At 70.8% G+C, this 18,486-nt stretch carries 15 protein-coding genes; 11 read left to right on the top strand and 4 right to left on the bottom strand.

The genetic code is table 11. The features are described 5' to 3' along the window. Positions 1-11 precede the first annotated feature (11 nt). Positions 12-1,031: a LacI family DNA-binding transcriptional regulator gene (locus tag AWH51_RS10185; RefSeq protein ID WP_063071967.1), complete on the bottom strand. Its 1,020-nt coding sequence runs from the start codon at positions 1,029-1,031 to the stop codon at positions 12-14. Positions 1,032-1,340: 309 nt separating this feature from the next. On the opposite strand from AWH51_RS10185, the gene AWH51_RS10190 reads away from it, so the two are divergent. The 4 genes from AWH51_RS10190 (at position 1,341) to AWH51_RS10205 (ending at position 6,777) form a co-directional block, all read left to right on the top strand. Next, positions 1,341-2,702, top strand: a complete 1,362-nt coding sequence (locus AWH51_RS10190; RefSeq protein WP_063071968.1) for an ABC transporter substrate-binding protein — start codon at positions 1,341-1,343, stop codon at positions 2,700-2,702. A gap of 113 nt (positions 2,703-2,815) precedes the next feature. Further along, a complete protein-coding gene (locus AWH51_RS10195; RefSeq protein ID WP_063071969.1) occupies positions 2,816-3,787 on the top strand; it encodes a carbohydrate ABC transporter permease in 972 nt (323 codons plus the stop codon). After that, the gene (locus AWH51_RS10200; RefSeq protein WP_063071970.1) at positions 3,784-4,773 is read left to right on the top strand and encodes a carbohydrate ABC transporter permease; all 990 of its coding nucleotides are present in this window, start codon (positions 3,784-3,786) and stop codon (positions 4,771-4,773) included. The genes AWH51_RS10195 and AWH51_RS10200 overlap by 4 nt, the downstream gene beginning before the upstream one ends. A 123-nt stretch (positions 4,774-4,896) precedes the next feature. Next, complete coding sequence (locus AWH51_RS10205; RefSeq protein WP_063071971.1) at positions 4,897-6,777, top strand: ABC transporter ATP-binding protein; 1,881 nt, start codon at positions 4,897-4,899, stop codon at positions 6,775-6,777. A gap of 13 nt (positions 6,778-6,790) precedes the next feature. On the opposite strand, the gene AWH51_RS10210 is transcribed toward AWH51_RS10205, so the two are convergent. Continuing rightward, complete coding sequence (locus AWH51_RS10210) at positions 6,791-7,558, bottom strand: DUF305 domain-containing protein (RefSeq protein WP_063071972.1); 768 nt, start codon at positions 7,556-7,558, stop codon at positions 6,791-6,793. A 2-nt stretch (positions 7,559-7,560) separates the two neighbouring features. Next, positions 7,561-8,304, bottom strand: a complete 744-nt coding sequence (locus tag AWH51_RS10215) for a DUF3105 domain-containing protein (protein WP_063071973.1) — start codon at positions 8,302-8,304, stop codon at positions 7,561-7,563. A gap of 169 nt (positions 8,305-8,473) precedes the next feature. On the opposite strand from AWH51_RS10215, the gene AWH51_RS10220 reads away from it, so the two are divergent. Beyond that, positions 8,474-9,838, top strand: a complete 1,365-nt coding sequence (locus tag AWH51_RS10220) for a cystathionine beta-synthase (RefSeq protein WP_063071974.1) — start codon at positions 8,474-8,476, stop codon at positions 9,836-9,838. Between the two features lie 46 nt (positions 9,839-9,884). Beyond that, positions 9,885-11,057, top strand: a complete 1,173-nt coding sequence (locus AWH51_RS10225; RefSeq protein ID WP_063071975.1) for a cystathionine gamma-synthase — start codon at positions 9,885-9,887, stop codon at positions 11,055-11,057. Between the two features lie 45 nt (positions 11,058-11,102). On the opposite strand, the gene AWH51_RS10230 is transcribed toward AWH51_RS10225, so the two are convergent. Next, positions 11,103-11,855 carry an RNase H family protein gene (locus AWH51_RS10230; protein WP_063071976.1) on the bottom strand — a complete coding sequence of 251 codons (753 nt, stop codon included), beginning with the start codon at positions 11,853-11,855 and terminating at the stop codon, positions 11,103-11,105. A gap of 178 nt (positions 11,856-12,033) precedes the next feature. On the opposite strand from AWH51_RS10230, the gene AWH51_RS10235 reads away from it, so the two are divergent. The 5 genes from AWH51_RS10235 to AWH51_RS10255 all read left to right on the top strand — a co-directional run bounded on the left by AWH51_RS10235 (position 12,034) and on the right by AWH51_RS10255 (position 18,338). Continuing rightward, positions 12,034-13,053: a LacI family DNA-binding transcriptional regulator gene (locus AWH51_RS10235; protein WP_063071977.1), complete on the top strand. Its 1,020-nt coding sequence runs from the start codon at positions 12,034-12,036 to the stop codon at positions 13,051-13,053. Between the two features lie 168 nt (positions 13,054-13,221). Continuing rightward, positions 13,222-14,928 (top strand): ribulokinase, encoded by a 1,707-nt coding sequence (araB, locus tag AWH51_RS10240; RefSeq protein ID WP_063071978.1) that lies wholly within the window; start codon positions 13,222-13,224, stop codon positions 14,926-14,928. Next, positions 14,925-15,635 (top strand): L-ribulose-5-phosphate 4-epimerase, encoded by a 711-nt coding sequence (locus AWH51_RS10245; RefSeq protein ID WP_063071979.1) that lies wholly within the window; start codon positions 14,925-14,927, stop codon positions 15,633-15,635. Before araB ends, AWH51_RS10245 begins: the two co-directional genes overlap by 4 nt. Further along, positions 15,632-17,149: an L-arabinose isomerase gene (araA, locus tag AWH51_RS10250; protein WP_063071980.1), complete on the top strand. Its 1,518-nt coding sequence runs from the start codon at positions 15,632-15,634 to the stop codon at positions 17,147-17,149. The genes AWH51_RS10245 and araA overlap by 4 nt, the downstream gene beginning before the upstream one ends. A gap of 76 nt (positions 17,150-17,225) precedes the next feature. Then, positions 17,226-18,338, top strand: a complete 1,113-nt coding sequence (locus AWH51_RS10255) for a sugar-binding protein (RefSeq protein ID WP_081235039.1) — start codon at positions 17,226-17,228, stop codon at positions 18,336-18,338. Positions 18,339-18,486: the final 148 nt, after the last annotated feature.

The raw sequence follows: 18,486 nt of genomic DNA on the forward strand, positions 1-18,486 counted from the left end.
ACCCCGCCGGCCTACGACGCCGCCGGGCTCGGGGGCGCCGTCGTGCTGCCGCGCGCGGCGAAGTCGACCGGCATCGTGCAGGTCCGCTCGGGCGCCCCGGCCGGCGCGAGGCCCTCGAGGACCATGCCCACCGCGGTCCGCCCCTGCTGCCGCGGGTGCTGCTCGACGGTCGTGAGCCCGAACAGCGGGGCGAGCGCGTGCCCGTCGATGCCCACGACCGAGAGCCCGGCCGGCACGGCGATCCCGAGCTGCCGCGCTGCGAGGATCGTGCCGATGGCGATCTCGTCCGAGGCCGCGAACACCGCGGTCGGCCGGGTGCGCGGGTCGGCGAGCAGCCGCATGGCGGAGACGTAGCCGCCCTCGATGGTGAAGTCGGCGGTCGCGAAGCGGGCCTCCAGGCCGCGCGGATCCGCGTCCATCGCCGCCCGGTACCCCGCCAGCCGCTTGGCGTGCACGAAGAACGCCATCTGCGCGTGCAGGTCGCCGCCGAGGTGCACGACCCGCGCATGCCCGAGGCTCAGCAGGTGCTCGGTCGCGAGCCGGGCCGCTGCCTCGTCGTCGATGCTCAGCGTGCTCATGCCCTCGACCGGTCCGCCGATCCCCACGAGCGGCTTGTCGAGGCACCGGAGCCGCACGACCTCGGCGGCGGTGAGGGCGACGCTCACCGCGATGACGGCATCGACGCGCTTGCGCACGAGGAAGTACTCGAACACCTTGCGGCGCTGCTCCGGGTCGTCGGTGAGGCGGTAGAGCGTGAGGTCGTAGTCGGCCTCGATCAGCGCCTCCTCGATGCCCTCGAGGAGCTCGGCGAAGAACCACCGGTTGATGAAGGGCAGCACGACGCCGACGTTCTTCGACTGGCCCGTGACGAGGCTCGAGGCGTTCGAGGAGACGACGTACCCGATGTCGGAGGCGGCCTGCGCGACGCGGGCGCGCGTCGCGGGGGAGACGTAGCCGCGGCCGCTGAGCGCGCGGGACGCCGTGGCCTTGGAGACCCCGGCCAGCCGGGCGACGTCGATGATGGCGCTCATCGCCCTCCCTCCATCGGGTCCCGCAGGGACCCGCCGCCTCGCGCGTGAGCGGGAAGCGGTTCCAGGACGGAGGGGGTCGCCTTCCGATGATGGACCATCGGGGCGTCCTCCGCCCAGCGCGCCGGACGAGAAGTAGACCGTTTCGTTATCGGATGCACCTTGCCGCCACCTGCGAGCTCCCCTACGTTGACCTGTGGAACCGGTTCCCCATACGGGGGAAAGGAGTTCCGGCGACGGCGCCCCACCTGCCGGCGCCTGCACCACGGGACGGCGGGTCAGCCCGCATCCCTCGATGAAGAGGAGACGCACATGGGCCACGCCCTATTCCGACGTCGCTTCGCGGCACCCCTCGCAGCGGTCGGCATCGCCGGCGTCGCGCTCACGGGCTGCACGGGCGACATCGCCGCCGAGGACAAGGCGGACACCGACTGCACGCCGTACTCGTCGTACGGCACGTTCGACGGAGCCAACGTGAGCATCGGCGGCACGATCCAGGACGACGAGGCCGACCGCCTCGTCGAGTCCTGGAAGGACTTCGAGACCTGCACGGGCATCACCGTGAACTACCAGGGCACCAAGGAGTTCGAGGCGCAGATCGCGGTCCTCGCGGAGGGCGATTCGGCGCCGGACATCGGGATCATCCCGCAGGTCGGCCTGTTCAACGTGCTCGCGTCGAAGGGCTACCTCCAGGCGGCCCCCGAGGCGGTCGAGGAGAACGTCGACGAGAACTGGTCCGCCGACTGGAAGGGCTACGGCACCGTCGACGGCACCTTCTACGGCGCGCCGCTCATGGCGAGCGTCAAGGGCTACGTCTGGTACTCGCCGAGCGAGTTCAAGGAGAAGGGCTACGAGATCCCGAAGTCCACCGCGCAGCTCATGGACCTCACCAAGAAGATCGCCGACGAGGGCGACCACAAGCCCTGGTGCGTCGGCATCGGATCCGGCGACGCCACGGGCTGGCCGGGCACCGACTGGGTCGAGAGCTTCGTGATCCGCCAGGCCGGCGCGGAGACCTACGACAAGTGGGTCACGCACCAGATCCCGTTCAACGACCCCGCGATCGTGAAGGCCTTCGACGGCGTCGGCGACATCATCAAGAACCCCGACTACGTCAACGGCGGACTGGGCGACGTCTCGTCCATCATCTCCACGGAGTTCGGCGACGCCGGCCTCCCGATCCTGAAGGGCGAGTGCTCGCTGCACCACCAGGCCTCGTTCTACGAGGGCTTCTGGAAGAAGGCCGACGGCACCGACGCGAAGGTCTCGCCCGACGGCGACGTCTACGCCTTCCTCCTGCCGCCCACGAACGAGGGCGACGCGACGACCGTCACCGGCGGCGGCGAGCTCGTCGGCGCCTTCCGGACGAGCGACGAGATCACCGCGGTGCTCTCCTACCTCTCGAGCGACACCTGGGCGAACAACCGCGTGAAGCTGGGTGGCGTCATCAGCGCGAACAAGGGGCTCGACCCGGCGAACGCGTCGAGCGACATCCTGAAGCAGAGCATCGAGATCCTCCAGGACCCGAACGCGACGTTCCGCTTCGACGGCTCGGACCTCATGCCCGGCGCGGTCGGCACCGACTCCTTCTGGAAGGGCATCGTCGGCTGGCTGAGCGGCGACTCGACCCAGAAGACGGTCGACGCCATCGAGTCGAGCTGGCCCGCGTCCTGATCGACCGCCGGTCCTGACCGACCGGCACCCGGCCTCCGCGCCGGACACCCGGGGCCGCCGCGCACGCGGCGGCCCCGCCCCGCATCCACCCCGACCCGAAGGGCGAGACGTCCATGACGACCGCTGACCTGATCGGCAAGATCCTCCAGGTGGTGGCGGCGCTGGCCGTCTTCGCGCTGGTGATCGGGCTGATCCTCTTCCTCATCGACAAGGCGCCGAAGCGCGGTCGCGACTGGATCCAGCTCGGCGCGTTCGTGCTGCCCGCGCTGATCCTCCTGGCCGTCGGCCTCATCTACCCCGCCTTCCGCACCACGCTCCTCGCGTTCCGCGACAACGACGGCGACTGGGCCGGCCTGGACAACTTCGTCTGGATGTTCACCCAGCCGTCCGCGCTCCGGACGCTCCTCAACACCGTCATCTGGGTGGTCTTCGTCCCGCTGCTGTCGACGGCCATCGGCCTCGCGTACGCGGTCTTCATCGACAAGTCCCGCGGCGAGAAGTACTTCAAGGCCCTGGTGTTCATGCCGATGGCCATCTCGTTCGTCGGCGCCGGCATCATCTGGCGCTTCGTCTACGACTACAAGTCGGGCGACAGCGAGCAGATCGGCCTCCTCAACCAGATCCTCGTCTGGCTCGGGCAGCAGCCCGTGCAGTGGCTGCAGACCTCGCCCATCAACACGGCCCTGCTCATCGTCGTCATGATCTGGATCCAGACGGGCTTCGCCATGGTCGTGCTCTCCGCGAGCATCAAGGGCGTGCCGACCGAGCAGATCGAGGCAGCGCAGCTCGACGGCACCAACGCGTGGGAGAGGTTCCTCAACGTGACGCTGCCGGGCATCCGCGGGTCGCTCGTCGTGGTCGTCACCACCATCTCCATCGCGACGCTCAAGGTCTTCGACATCGTCCGCACCATGACGGCGGGCAACTTCGAGACGAGCGTCATCGCCAACGAGATGTACACGCAGGCGTTCCGCGCCGGCGAGCAGGGCCGCGGCTCCGCGCTCGCGATCGTGCTGTTCCTCATGGTGCTGCCGATCGTCATCTACAACGTCCGCGTCATGAGCAAGCAGAGGGAGATCCGATGAGCGTCGCACCCGCCGACCTGCCCGTCGCCGACCGGGGGACCCGCCGCGGCGCCATCGAGCAGGCGGCCTCCGTCGGCGCGAAGAGCCGGCGCGTCAAGAACCGCCTCACCTCCCGGCGGGCCACGGTCGCCGCGCTGATCATCGCGGTGCTCTGGACGCTGCCCACCTTCGGCCTGTTCATCTCGTCGTTCCGGCCGGCCGGGCTCATCCAGACCACCGGCTGGTGGACCATCTTCCAGAACCCCGGATTCACGCTCGACAACTACCAGGACGTGCTGCTCTCGACGTCGCAGTCGTCGCCGCAGCTGGGCTCCTACTTCGTGAACTCGCTCGCCATCGCGATCCCGGCGACGCTGTTCCCGCTCGTGATCGCGTCCATGGCGGCGTACGCGTTCGCGTGGATCAAGTTCAAGGGCTCCAACGTGCTCTTCGTCGTGATCTTCGCGCTGCAGATCGTGCCGCTGCAGATGGCGCTCATCCCGCTGCTCCAGATGTTCACGCGCACGCTCCGCCCGCTCCAGGAGGCGGTCCACGGCGTGATCCCGTTGATCCCGGAGCAGGGCTACCTGCCGGTGTGGGTGGCGCACACGATCTTCGCGCTGCCGCTCGCGATCTTCCTGCTGCACAACTTCATCTCGGAGATCCCGGGCGAGGTCATCGAGGCGGCCCGGGTCGACGGCGCGAGCCACGGCCAGGTCTTCTTCCGCATCGTGCTGCCGCTGGCGCTCCCGGCCATCGCGTCGTTCGCGATCTTCCAGTTCCTCTGGGTCTGGAACGACCTGCTGGTGGCGCTGATCTTCTCCGGCGGCACCCCCGACGTGGCACCGCTCACCCAGCGTCTCGCCGAGCTCACGGGCACGCGCGGGCAGGACTGGCAGCGGCTCACGGCCGCGGCGTTCGTGTCGCTCATCGTGCCGCTCATCGTGTTCTTCAGCCTGCAGCGCTACTTCGTGCGGGGGCTGCTCGCGGGGTCCACGAAGGGCTGATCCGCGTCCGCCGATCCCGGCCCGGTCGTCCGCTCGCGCGGGCGGCCGGGCCGTCGTCGTCCACGGTGCGCACGGTGGTCGGGGGAGATCCCCCACGGGCGTAAAATCGCCGGAATGACGAGGATGGGCGACATCGCCGCGGGCGGCGGGATGCGCGGAGGCGGCGGACGCCGCGGGCGGGTCAGCGCGGCCGACGCCGAGGCCCAGCGGAAGGCCAACGCCGAGGCGCCGCGCGTGGAGGACCTGCTGGGCCGGATCGCGGAGCTGTTCCGCCCGCACCGGCGGGCGCTGATCCTCACGATCGCCCTCGTGCTCGTCGGCGCCGGCCTCACGGTCGTGCCGCCGCTCCTCACGCAGCAGGCCTTCGACCGCGGGCTCTTCCCGCCCACCGGCGGCCCCGACATCCCCGTGCTGGTCGAGCTGGTCGGCATCATGATCGCCATCTGGGTCGCGGGAGCGGGCCTCGGTGTCTGGCAGACGTACCTCACGGCCACGGTCGGCAACCGGGTCATGGGATCCATGCGCGTCGACCTGTTCCGCCACCTGCAGAGCATGGAGCTCGGCTTCTTCACGCGCACCAAGACGGGCGTGATCCAGTCGCGCCTGCAGAACGACGTGGGCGGCGTCGCGGCCGTCCTCACCAACACCGTGTCGAGCGTGCTCGGCAACACCGTGACCGTGATCGCGGCGCTCGTCGCGATGCTCGTGCTCAACTGGCAGCTGACCCTCGTGGCCGTCGTGCTCATGCCCGTGCTGGTGATCGCGCAGCGCCGCGTCGGCCAGGTGCGGGCGCGGATCGCGTCGAAGACGCAGGAGTCGCTCTCCGACATGACGGCCATCACGCAGGAGACGCTCTCGGTGTCCGGCATCATGCTCTCCAAGAGCTTCAACCGGCAGGCCGCGGAGACCGCGCGCTACGAGGCCGAGAACCGCACGCAGATCCGGCTGCAGGTGAGCCAGCAGATGAGCGGGCAGTGGTTCTTCGCGCTCGTGCAGATCTTCCTGTCGATCATCCCCGCCATCGTCTACGTGGTCGCGGGCTTCCTCATCACGGGCGGCGTCAGCGTCACCGCCGGCACGATCGTGGCGTTCACGACCGTGCAGGCCCGGCTCATGTGGCCGCTCATCGGGCTGATGCGCGTGGCGCTCGACCTGCAGACCTCCGGCGCGCTGTTCGCCCGCATCTTCGAGTACCTCGACCTCGAGCCCGCGATCCGCGACCGGCACGATGCGCGTCCCGTGGCCGACGGGCCGGCGATCGGCCGCGTCGCGTTCGACGACGTGCGGTTCTCCTACCCCGACACGCGACCGGGCGAGCGGCCGACGCTCGACGGAATGTCGTTCGCGATCGAGCCGGGGCAGTTCGCCGCGTTCGTGGGCCCGTCGGGCGCCGGCAAGACCACGGTGTCGTACCTCATCCCGCGCTTCCACGACGTGACCGGCGGGCGCGTGCTCTTCGCGGACGCCGACGTGCGCGAGCTCGAGCAGGAGTCGCTGCTGGAGAACATCGGCATCGTGAGCCAGGAGACGTACCTCTTCCACGCGTCCATCGGCGAGAACCTCCGCTACGCGCGGCCCGATGCCACGCAGGAGCAGATCGAGCGGGCGGCCCGGGCGGCGAACATCCACCAGACCATCGAGTCCTTCCCCGACGGCTACGAGACGCTCGTGGGGGAGCGCGGCTACCGGCTCTCCGGCGGCGAGAAGCAGCGCATCGCGATCGCGCGCGTGCTGCTGAAGGACCCCGCCGTGCTGATCCTCGACGAGGCCACCAGCGCGCTCGACGCCATCTCGGAGCGCGTCGTGCAGCAGGCGCTCGACACGGCGTCGCGCGGGCGCACCACCATCGCGATCGCGCACCGGCTCTCGACCGTGGTGGACGCCGACGTGATCTTCGTGGTCGTCGCCGGCCGCATCGTCGAGCAGGGCACGCACGTCGAGTTGCTCGCTCGTGGCGGCGAATACGCGCGCCTCTACAGCGACCAGCGCAGCGCGGCGGCCTGATCCGCGCTGTGGCTCAGGACCGGGCGTCGAGCAGCTGCTGCATGTAGAGGATCTCCTTGTCCTGGATCATCACCATGCCGTTCGCGAGGTTCGCGATGAGCGGGTTCCGCGATCGGTCGAGGAGGGCCTGGGCCATCTCGACGCCACCGCGGTGGTGGGCGATCATCAGCGTCAGGAACTTCCGCTCCGCCGCGACGCCCGTGAGGCCCTGCAGCTCCTCGAGGTCGGCCTGCGACGCGAGGCCCGGCATCGTCCCGCCGGGCGTCATGTCCATGGCGGAGTGGTCGGTCTTCCCGTCGAGCGTCGGGAGCGTCATCCACGTCATGCGCGGCTGCGACGGCGCCTGGTCGAGGCCCCAGGAGGTGAGGAACGCGTACATCTGGCCGGCCTGCTGGGACTGCGCCTGGGCGATGTCCTGCGCGATGAGCTTGACCTCGGGGTCGTCCGTGCGGTCGATGATCATGAGCGACATCTGCACGGCCTGCTCGTGGTGCACCTGCATGTCGCGCGAGAAGCCCGCCTCCGCGCTGTTCGTGCTGGGCGTGAGCGCCGAGACGGGCGCGGTGACGCGGCCGACGAGGAGCCCGGCGACCACGAGGGCCACCGCGACGACGCCGGCGGCGAGGCCCACGCGGAGCCGCCGTCCGCGGGCGCGTGACGCCTCGCCGTGCGCGACGAGCCCAGAGAGCTCCTCCTCGCGGAGGTCGTCGTCGGGCACGTGGTCGGCGACGAGGTCGTCGCCCGGACGCGGGTCGGACCCGGCGCGGTCGCGGTCGGTCATGGTCAGTCGACCCGGCCCTGGCCCTCGAGGGCGCCGGTGCACGCGGCGCCGGCCTCGGGAGCGTTGGGGCTCTTCCAGTACTTGGACATGAAGTCCTTGATGCGCGGGTCGTCGACCGAATCGACCGTGATCTGCGCGCCCCACGCCGACATGGCGATGGGCGTCGGGAGGCCCTCGTACGGGGACATGGTGACGTACCCGCCGAACGACTTCGCGTACTTCTGCAGGTTCGCGAGGTCGTCGCCGGTGATCTTCGTGGCGTCGTAGGTGATCCAGACGGCGCCGTGCTCGAGGTCGTGCACCGCGTTCTCGTTGGGCTGCGGCTGGTCGTAGATGCCGCAGTTGAGCCACATGGCGTTGTGCTCGCCGCCGGCGGGCGGGTTCATGCCGTCGTACTTCGCCGCGTAGTCGACCGTGCCCTGCACGTGCGTGCTGGGGAGCGAGTCCCAGGTGCGGAGGCCCTCGATGGAGATGTCGGCCGGATCCTGCTTCGGCGTGCCGCTGGAGACGACCACGCCGATGACCACGGCCACGACCGCGACGGCCGCCACGGATCCCGTGATGATGCCGATGAGCCGGTTGCGGCGCGCGCGCTCCTGCTGCTTCTTCAGCGCCGCGACCTTCTCGGCGCGGCGGGCCTCGCGCTGCTGCTTGACCGTGAGGTCCTTCTGGGCCTGCTTGGCGGTCGGCGGGACGGGCCGTCCGCTCTCGTCGCCGGAGGGCGTGGTGTCGTCGCGTCGCGCCACGGAGGGTCCTTCTCTGCTGGGGGAATGTGCGATCAGGGTACCCGGTCGGCCTGGGCGCACCCTGCCCGATCGGCTCGCCGAGCGCCCGTAACACGCGGGACGGGCGCGCCTATGCTGGATGGGCGGGGCCCACCGGACCGCACACCTGACACCGGGAGCGCCACCTCACGTGAAGTACGCCGACACGATCCTCGACCTCATCGGGAACACCCCGCTCGTGAAGCTCAACAGGGTGGTCGAGGGCATCTCGGCGACCGTGCTGGTGAAGGTCGAGTACCTGAACCCCGGCGGCAGCGCGAAGGACCGCATCGCGACGCGCATCATCGACGCCGCCGAGCGCGACGGCAGGCTGCAGCCCGGCGGCACGATCGTCGAGCCCACCTCCGGCAACACGGGCGTCGGCCTCGCGCTCGTCGCCCAGCAGCGCGGCTACCGCTGCGTCTTCGTGCTCCCCGACAAGGTCGGCGAGGACAAGCGGAACGTGCTCACGGCGTACGGCGCCGAGATCGTCGTCACGCCCACCTCGGTCGCGCCCGACCACCCCGACTCCTACTACTCGGTGAGCGACCGGCTCGCGCGCGAGATCCCCGGCGCCTTCAAGCCCGACCAGTACTCGAACCCGAACGGGCCGCTCAGCCACTACGAGACCACGGGGCCCGAGATCTGGCGCGACACGGAGGGCGAGATCACGCACTTCGTCGCGGGCGTCGGCACCGGCGGCACCATCTCGGGCGTCGGCCGGTACCTCAAGGAGGTGTCCGAGGGACGGGTGCGCATCATCGGCGCCGATCCCGAGGGATCCGTCTACTCCGGCGGCACCGGCCGCCCGTACCTCGTCGAGGGCGTGGGCGAGGACTTCTGGCCGGCGGCCTACGACCCCGACGTGGTCGACGAGGTCATCGCCTCGAGCGACCAGGAGTCGTTCGACATGACGCTGCGGCTCGCCCGCGAGGAGGGCCTGCTCGTCGGCGGATCCAGCGGCATGGCCGTGGTCTCCGCCCTCAAGGCCGCGAAGCACCTCGGCCCCGACGACGTGATGGTGATCCTGCTGCCCGACGGCGGCCGCGGCTACCTCGGCAAGATCTTCAACGAGAAGTGGATGCAGTCCTACGGCTTCGCCCGCGTCAACGGCCAGCGCACGGTCGCCGACGTCATGAGCGCCAAGACCGGCAGCCTCCCCGACCTCGTGCACGCGCACCCGAGCGACACCATCCGCGACGCCATCCGCATCATGACCGAGTACGACGTCTCGCAGCTCCCGGTCCTCTCGGCCGAGCCGCCCGTCGTCATGGGCGAGGTCGCAGGGGCCGTGGACGAGCGCAGCCTCCTGGAGCTCGTCTTCAGCGGGCGCGCGCAGCTCACCGACCGGGTCGGCGCGTTCACGGGAGCGCCCTTCGGGCTCATCGGCGTGAACGAGACCGTGCCCGAGGCGTGGAGCGCGCTCGGATCCGCCGACGCGCTCATGGTGAGCGACGGCGGCAAGCCGGTCGGCGTCCTCACCCGGCACGACCTCCTCACCTACCTCACCGACTGATCCGCAGGCCCGGCCCGCGCACATCCCGACCACAGAGACGAGCACCGTGAGCGACAAGCACGACTTCGACACCCGCGCCATCCACGCCGGCCAGGACCCGGATCCCACCACCGGCGCCGTCATCCCGCCCCTCTACCTCACGAGCACGTTCGTGCAGGACGGCATCGGCGGGCTCCGCGGCGGCTACGAGTACGCGCGCAGCGCCAACCCCACGCGCACCGGCCTTCAGGAGCTGCTCGCCTCGCTCGAGCGCGGGAAGCACGCCTTCTCGTTCGCGTCGGGGTTGGCCGCCGAGGACACGCTGCTCCGTGCCATCACGCGCCCGGGCGATCGGATCGTCCTGAGCGACGACGTGTACGGGGGCACCTACCGCCTCCTCACGCGCGTGCTCGGCGACTGGGGGATCGTCGTGGAGACGGTCGACATGAGCGACCTCGCCGCGGTCGAGCGGGTCCTCGGATCCGGCCCCGCGAAGGTCCTCTGGGTCGAGACCCCGAGCAACCCGCTGATGAAGATCAGCGACATCCGCGCGCTCGCCGACCTCGGCCATGCGGCCGGCGCCACGGTCGTCGTCGACAACACCTTCGCCTCGCCGTACCTCCAGCAGCCGCTCGCGCTCGGCGCCGACGTGGTGGTGCACTCGACCACGAAGTACCTCGGCGGCCACTCCGACGTGCTCGGCGGCGCGGTCATCCTGAACGACGACGCCCTCGCCGAGAAGGTCGGCTTCCTGCAGTTCGCGGTCGGCGCCGTCTCGGGCCCCATGGACGCGTGGCTCACGACCCGCGGCATCAAGACGCTCGCGGTGCGCGTCGAGCGCCACTCCTCGAACGCCGAGGAGATCGCGTCGTTCCTCCAGCAGCACGCCGATGTGACGGCCGTGCACTACCCGGGGCTCCCCGAGCACCCGGGCCACGAGATCGCGAAGGCGCAGATGTCGGGCTTCGGCGGCATGATCTCGTTCCAGGTGCGCGGGGGAGCGAAGGCCGCGCGCCGCGTGGTCGAGGGCACGCGCGTCTTCCAGCTCGCGGAGTCGCTCGGCGGCGTCGAGTCGCTCATCAGCTACCCGTCCGAGATGACGCACGCGTCCGTGAAGGGCACGCCGCTCGAGGTCCCGGACGACCTCGTGCGCCTCTCGGTCGGCATCGAGTCCGTCGAGGACCTCGTCGTCGACCTCGAGCGCGCGCTCGGCAAGGCGCTCAAGCAGGGCAAGCACTAGCGGGGGACGGGTGCGGCGCGCGTCGGCGCCGCCCCGCCGCGCGGATCAGGGCAGGAGCAGCCGCACGGCCTCGTCGACGCTGACCCCGCGGTCGCGCGCGTGGGCGCTGAGGCGGGCCATGGCGTCGTGGTCGAGCGCGATCGTGAGCGTGGTGTCGGCGGGCTCCGGCGCGACCTCCTCGTCGAACGCGTCGAAGTCGAACAGGCCCGGCTGGGCGGGGGCATCGGCCTCGACGGCCTCCGCCTCGGCGACGACGGGATCGGCCGCGAGGTCGGCGTCGTCCTCCACGGCCGCCGCCTCCTCGGTCGCCTGCGCCGCGGATCCGGCGCTCGCGTGTCCGGCCCAGCCCGGCCCCTCGGGGATCGGCCGCTTGCCCTGGTACGCCGTCGCGACGGCGCGTGCCCGGTCGTCCGCGGCCTCGTTGAGCGGGTGGTTCGCGTGCCCCTTGACCCACTCGAAGCGGTAGCGGCGGCCCTGGATCTCGGCGTCGATCTCCTTGAGCAGCTCGACGTTGAGCACCGGCTTGCCGTCGCCCTTGCGCCAGCCCTTGCGCTTCCACCCGGGCATCCACTTGGTGACCGAGTTGATGACGTACTGGCTGTCGCACAGCACGAGCAGGTCGTCGTCGAGGTGCGCGGTCGCGCGGAACAGCTCGAGCACGGCCTTCAGCTCGCCCTGGTTGTTCGTGGCGTGCGGCCAGCCACCCGCGGCCCAGTGCTCGTCGTCGACGTACCAGGCCCAGCCGGCGGGCCCCGGGTTGCCGAGCGCGGATCCGTCTGCCGCGGCGGTGATCGTCACAGGTGGTGCCTCTCGTCGGGTGGACGACCAGTCTGCCGCAGCCGTCCGGCCCCGCGTGCCCGGCCTCCCGGTCGCCGCATCCCCGGCCGTCTCCCGTGTGACTGTCACATGTGACAATGTGACACCTGCGCCGCACGGCGCGACCGGGGCGGTGCCCCGTACCAGGACGGGGCCGACGATGACCACGGAGACGCCACGGGGGCGGGCGCCCAGCATCCGCGACGTCGCGCGCCTCGCGGGCGTCTCGCATCAGACGGTCTCCCGCGTCCTCAACGACTCGCCCTCGCTCCGCGCCGAGACCCGCCAGCGCGTGCTCGACGTGATGGAGCAGGTGCAGTACCGGCCCAACCGCGCCGCCCGAGCGCTCGTCACGAGCCGCTCGCGCACCATCGGCGTGCTCACGTCGCAGAGCTCGCAGTACGGGCCGGCGTCGTCCATCGCGGCCATCGAGGCGGCGGCGCGCGAGGCCGGCTACCTCGTGACGACCACGAACCTCGCGTCCTCCGACGGAGCGGCGATCCAGGTCGCGCTCGGGCACCTGGTCGACCAGGCGGTCGAGGGCCTGGTGGTCGTCGCGCCGCAAGTGCGCGTGCGCGAGGTGCTCGCCAGCATGTCGCTCGACGTGCCGTACGTCACCATGCAGAGCGACGGCCGCGGCGACGCGCACGACCTCTCGGTCGACCAGATGGCGGGCGCCCGGCTGGCGACCCGGCACCTCCTCGAGCTCGGCCACCGCGACATCTACCACCTCGCGGGTCCCCAGGACTGGATCGAGGCCGAGGCGCGCATGCGCGGCTTCCTCGACGCCATGTCCGCCGCCGAGGTCCCCACCACGGCGCCCATCCTCGGCGATTGGACGGCGGAGTTCGGGTTCTACGCCGGCCGCGAGATGCTGCGGCTCCGCGACTTCACGGCGATCTTCTCCAGCAACGACCAGATGGCGCTCGGCCTCATCCACGCGGTGCGCGACGCGGGCCTCGACGTGCCGCGCGACGTCAGCATCGTCGGCTTCGACGACATCCCGGAGGCCGCCCACTTCTGGCCGCCGCTCACCACGGTGCGGCAGGACTTCGCCGAGGTCGGCCGGCGCTCGGTGGCGCTCCTGCTCGACGGCATGGGCGGATCGGGGGAGCGCTACCGGGGCACGATCGAGCCCGAGCTCGTCGTGCGCGCCTCCACGGGCCCGCCCTCGTCCTGAACCGCTCGGCGCGCCCTCCCCAGCCGCCGCCACCCCACTTCGAGGGGTCGGGGAATCTCCGCTTGACAGGGCGATCCCACGCGTGTGTAGAGTGACATCCGCCGATGTGACCGTTCACATCCCACGCGGTCCCCGGGCCGCGGTGCATCAGACGAAGGAGTCGATCCCGTGCCCAGCGCCCCCGTGAGCACCGAGCCCCAGGCCAGCGAGCCGGGAACGGATGCCGAGAGCTACGTCATCGGGGTCGACTACGGCACCCTCTCCGGCCGTGCGGTCGTGGTGCGCGTCTCGGACGGCGTCGAGCTCGGCTCCGGCGTCCTCGACTACCCGCACGCGGTCATGGACGACACGCTCGCCGCCACCGGCGCGCAGCTCCCGCCCGAGTGGGCCCTGCAGGTCCCGAGCGACTACGTCGACGTGCTCAAGCAGGCGGTGCCCGCCGCCATCCGCGAGGCCGGCATCGACCCCGCGCGGGTCATCGGCATCGGCACCGACTTCACCGCGTGCACCATGGTCCCCACCCTCGCCGACGGCACGCCGCTCAACGAGGTCGAGGGATACGCCGACCGCCCCCACGCCTACGTCAAGCTCTGGAAGCACCACGCCGCGCAGTCGCACGCCGACCGCATCAACGCGCTGGCCGAGGAGCGCGGCGAGAAGTGGCTGGCCCGCTACGGCGGCCTCATCTCGAGCGAGTGGGAGTTCGCCAAGGGCCTCCAGCTGCTCGAGGAGGACCCGGAGCTCTACGGCCTCATGGAGCACTGGGTCGAAGCGGCCGACTGGATCGTCTGGCAGCTCACCGGCAGCTACGTCCGGAACGCCTGCACCGCCGGCTACAAGGGCATCCTCCAGGACGGCGAGTACCCCACCCGGGAGTTCCTCGGCGCCCTCAACCCCGACTTCGCCTCCTTCGCCGAGGACAAGGTCGCGCACGAGATCGGCCAGCTCGGATCCGCCGCCGGCACGCTCTCGGCCGAGGCCGCCGCCTGGACGGGCCTGCCGGAGGGCATCGCCGTCGCGGTCGGCAACGTCGACGCGCACGTCACCGCGCCCGTCGCCCGCGCCGTGGAGCCCGGCCAGATGGTCGCGATCATGGGCACGAGCACCTGCCACGTCATGAACAGCGACGTGCTCACCGAGGTCCCCGGCATGTGCGGCGTCGTCGACGGCGGCATCGTCTCGGGGCTCTACGGCTACGAGGCCGGCCAGTCCGGCGTCGGCGACATCTTCGCCTGGTACGTCAAGAACCAGGTGCCCGCGCGCTACGCCGAGGAGGCCGCGGCCGCCGGCACGAGCGTCCACCAGCACCTCACCGACCTCGCAGCCGACCAGCCCGTCGGCGGCCACGGCCTCGTCGCGCTCGACTGGCACTCCGGCAACCGCTCGGTGCTCGTCGACCACGAGCTGTCGGGCCTCGTCATCGGCACCACGCTCACGACCCGTACCGAGGAGGTCTACCGGGCGCTGCTCGAGGCCACCGCGTTCGGCACGCGCAAGATCGTGGAGACCTTCAACGCGTCCGGGGTCCCGGTCACCGAGTTCATCGTCGCGGGCGGCCTGCTGAAGAACGCGTTCCTCATGCAGGCCTACAGCGACATCCTCCGCCTCCCCATCTCGGTCATCACGAGCGAGCAGGGCCCGGCGCTGGGATCGGCGATCCACGCCGCCGTCGCCGCCGGCGCCTACCCCGACGTGCGCGTCGCGGGCGAGGCCATGGGCAAGGTCGAGCGCGGCCGCTACCAGCCGGACGAGGAGCGCGCGCTCGCGTACGACCGCCTCTACGAGGAGTACTCGACGCTGCACGACCACTTCGGCCGCGGCGCCAACGACGTCATGAAGCGGCTCAAGTCGCTGAAGAGGGAGGCCCGCGCGTGAGCACCTACGCACCCGAGATCGAGGTCGCGGTCGCCCGTGTCCGCTCCGAGGTATCCCGACTGCACGGCGAGCTCGTGCGCTACGGCCTCGTGGTCTGGACCGGCGGCAACGTCTCCGGCCGCGTCCCCGGCGCCGACCTGTTCGTCATCAAGCCGTCGGGCGTGAGCTACGACGACCTGAGCCCCGAGAACATGATCCTCTGCGACCTCGACGGCAACGTGATCCCGGACACCCCCGGCTCCCGCAACGCCCCGTCGAGCGACACCGCGGCGCACGCCTACGTGTACCGCAACATGCCCGAGGTGGGCGGCGTGGTCCACACGCACTCCACCTACGCGGTCGCCTGGGCGGCCCGCCGCGAGCCCATCCCGTGCGTCATCACCGCCATGGCCGACGAGTTCGGCGGGGAGATCCCCGTCGGCCCGTTCGCCATCATCGGCGACGACTCGATCGGCCGCGGCATCGTCGAGACGCTCACGGGGCACCGTTCGCGCGCCGTCCTGATGGCCGGCCACGGCCCCTTCACCATCGGCAAGGACGCGAAGGACGCCGTGAAGGCGGCCGTCATGGTCGAGGACGTGGCCCGAACCGTCCACATCTCCCGCCAGCTCGGCGAGCCGACCCCCCTCCCCGTCGAGGCCGTCGACTCCCTGTTCGACCGCTACCAGAACGTCTACGGACAAGCACCCCAAGGAGCCCTGAAGTGACCCGCATCACCACGTCCCTCGACCACTACGAGGTCTGGTTCCTCACGGGCAGCCAGAACCTCTACGGCGAGGAGACGCTGCAGCAGGTCGCCGAGCAGTCGCAGGAGATCGCCCGACAGCTCGAGGAGGCGTCGGACGTGCCCGTGCGCGTCGTCTGGAAGCCCGTGCTCAAGGACTCCGACAGCATCCGCCGCATGGCCCTCGAGGCCAACGCGAGCGACCAGACCATCGGCCTCATCGCGTGGATGCACACTTTCAGCCCCGCGAAGATGTGGATCCAGGGCCTCGACGCCCTGCAGAAGCCGTTCCTGCACCTGCACACCCAGGCCAACGTCGCGCTCCCGTGGAGCACCATCGACATGGACTTCATGAACCTCAACCAGGCCGCGCACGGCGACCGGGAGTTCGGCTACATCCAGTCGCGCCTCGGCGTCGCGCGCAAGACGGTCGTCGGCCACGTGAGCACGGAGTCGGTCCGCCAGGGCATCGGCACGTGGATGCGCGCCGCCGCCGGCTGGGCCACCGTGCACGAGCTCAAGGTCGCCCGCTTCGGCGACAACATGCGGAACGTCGCCGTCACCGAGGGAGACAAGACGGAGGCCGAGCTCAAGTTCGGCGTCTCGGTCAACACCTGGGGCGTCAACGACCTCGTCGAGCGCGTGGACGCGGCGACCGACGCCGAGATCGACGCGCTGGTCGACGAGTACGAGCGTCTCTACGACATCGCCCCCGAGCTGCAGCGCGGCGGTGAGCGCCACGCGTCGCTCCGCTACGGCGCCGCCATCGAGGTGGGCTTGCGCTCCTTCCTCGAGGAGGGCGGCTTCGGCGCCTTCACCACGAGCTTCGAGGACCTCGGCGGCCTCCGCCAGCTGCCCGGACTCGCGGTGCAGCGCCTCATGGCCGAGGGCTACGGCTTCGGCGCCGAGGGCGACTGGAAGACGGCCGTGCTGATCCGCGCGGCGAAGGTCATGGGCGCCGGCCTCCCCGGGGGCGCGAGCCTCATGGAGGACTACACGTACCACCTCGTCCCCGGCGAGGAGAAGATCCTGGGCGCGCACATGCTCGAGATCTGCCCCACGCTCACGACCGGCCGCCCGAGCCTCGAGATCCACCCGCTCGGCATCGGCGGCCGCGAGGACCCCGTGCGCCTCGTCTTCGACACCGACCCCGGCCCCGCGGTCGTCGTCGCCATGTCGGACATGCGCGACCGCTTCCGCATCGTCGCGAACGTCGTGGAGGTCGTGCCGCTCGACGAGCCGCTCCCGAACCTGCCCGTCGCCCGCGCCGTGTGGAAGCCCGCGCCCGACCTCGCGACGAGCGCCGCGGCCTGGCTCACCGCCGGGGCCGCCCACCACACGGTCATGAGCACGCAGGTCGGCGTCGAGGTCTTCGAGGACTTCGCCGAGATCGCGCGCACCGAGCTCCTCGTCATCGACGAGGACACGACCCTCAAGGGGTTCACCAAGGAAGTCCGCTGGAACCAGGCGTACCACCGCCTGGCCCAGGGCCTGTAACACCCACACCAGGGGTGCGGGTCCGGCGCAGATGCCGGACGCGCGTCTCACAGCAGCAGTACGAAAGGACACGACCGTGAAGATGAAGAAGGTCCTCGTCGGCATCGCCGCCACGAGCATCGCCCTCTCGCTCGCCGCCTGCTCCGGCGGCGGCGGCCGCGGCGGCAGCGCCGGCGGCACCGAGGACAACAAGGGCGCCCTCGTCGGCGTCGCCATGCCCACCAAGACGAGCGAGCGCTGGGTCGACGACGGCAACAACGTCAGCGACCAGCTCACCAAGCTCGGCTACAAGGTCGACCTGCAGTACGCCAACGACAAGGTGCAGGACCAGATCTCGCAGATCGAGACGATGCTCAACAAGGGCGCCAAGGCGCTCATCGTCGCGTCGATCGACGGCACCGCGCTGACCCAGGTCCTCAAGACCGCGGCCGACGACGGCGTCAAGGTCATCGCGTACGACCGCCTCATCAACGGCACCGAGAACGTGGACTACTACACGACGTTCGACAACCAGCAGGTCGGCGTGCAGCAGGGCAACTCGCTCCTGCAGGGCATGGGCCTCGTCGACGCCGACGGCAAGCCCACCGGCAGCACCGAGAAGAAGACCATCGAGATCTTCGCCGGCAGCCCGGACGACAACAACGCGCAGTTCTTCTACAACGGCGCGATGAGCGTCCTCAAGCCCTTCCTCGACTCCGGCCAGGTCACCATCGGCTCCGGCCAGAAGGACTTCAGCCAGGTCGCGATCCAGCAGTGGAAGCAGGAGGGCGCGCAGGCCCGCATGGAGAACCTGCTGTCGGGCAACTACGGCGGCGGCAAGGTCCTGAACGGCGTGCTCTCGCCGTACGACGGCCTGTCGCGCGGCATCATCCAGGCCCTCGGCTCCACGAGCCCCATGCCGATCATCACCGGCCAGGACGGCGAGAAGGCGTCCGACAAGCTCATCCTCGACGGCGTCCAGTACTCGACGATCTTCAAGGACACGCGCCTGCTCGGCAAGGAGGCCGTCACGATGGTCGACGACCTGCTCAAGGGCGACAAGCCGGATGCGCCCGACACCTACAACAACAAGGTGAAGGACGTCGCCACGAAGCAGTTCAAGGCCGTGACCGTGACGAAGGACAACCTCATCGAGGTCATCGTCGACAGCGGGTACTACACGCAGGACGAGATCGACAAGGGCGAGTAGCCCACCCGCGTCGCCCCGGCGGCGCACGGGCCGGTCGACTCCCGCGTCGACCGGCCACCACCGGGTCGGGCCGGCCGCGCACCGCGGCCGGCCCGCCTCCGGGTGGCGCCTCGCGCGCCGCCCCGCACTACCGCCGGGCACCCGGCAC

It is taken from the genome of Clavibacter tessellarius, assembly GCF_001618005.1.
Taxonomy (GTDB): Bacteria; Actinomycetota; Actinomycetes; order Actinomycetales; family Microbacteriaceae; genus Clavibacter; species Clavibacter tessellarius_A.

What these genes read in the sequence shown, in the direction of transcription:
- AWH51_RS10185 (WP_063071967.1), bottom strand. Translation starts at nt 1,031, where the DNA reads ATGAGCGCCATCATCGACGTCGCCCGGCTGGCCGGGGTCTCCAAGGCC.
- AWH51_RS10190 (WP_063071968.1), top strand. Translation starts at nt 1,341, where the DNA reads ATGGGCCACGCCCTATTCCGACGTCGCTTCGCGGCACCCCTCGCAGCG.
- AWH51_RS10195 (WP_063071969.1), top strand. Translation starts at nt 2,816, where the DNA reads ATGACGACCGCTGACCTGATCGGCAAGATCCTCCAGGTGGTGGCGGCG.
- AWH51_RS10200 (WP_063071970.1), top strand. Translation starts at nt 3,784, where the DNA reads ATGAGCGTCGCACCCGCCGACCTGCCCGTCGCCGACCGGGGGACCCGC.
- AWH51_RS10205 (WP_063071971.1), top strand. Translation starts at nt 4,897, where the DNA reads ATGGGCGACATCGCCGCGGGCGGCGGGATGCGCGGAGGCGGCGGACGC.
- AWH51_RS10210 (WP_063071972.1), bottom strand. Translation starts at nt 7,558, where the DNA reads ATGACCGACCGCGACCGCGCCGGGTCCGACCCGCGTCCGGGCGACGAC.
- AWH51_RS10235 (WP_063071977.1), top strand. Translation starts at nt 12,034, where the DNA reads ATGACCACGGAGACGCCACGGGGGCGGGCGCCCAGCATCCGCGACGTC.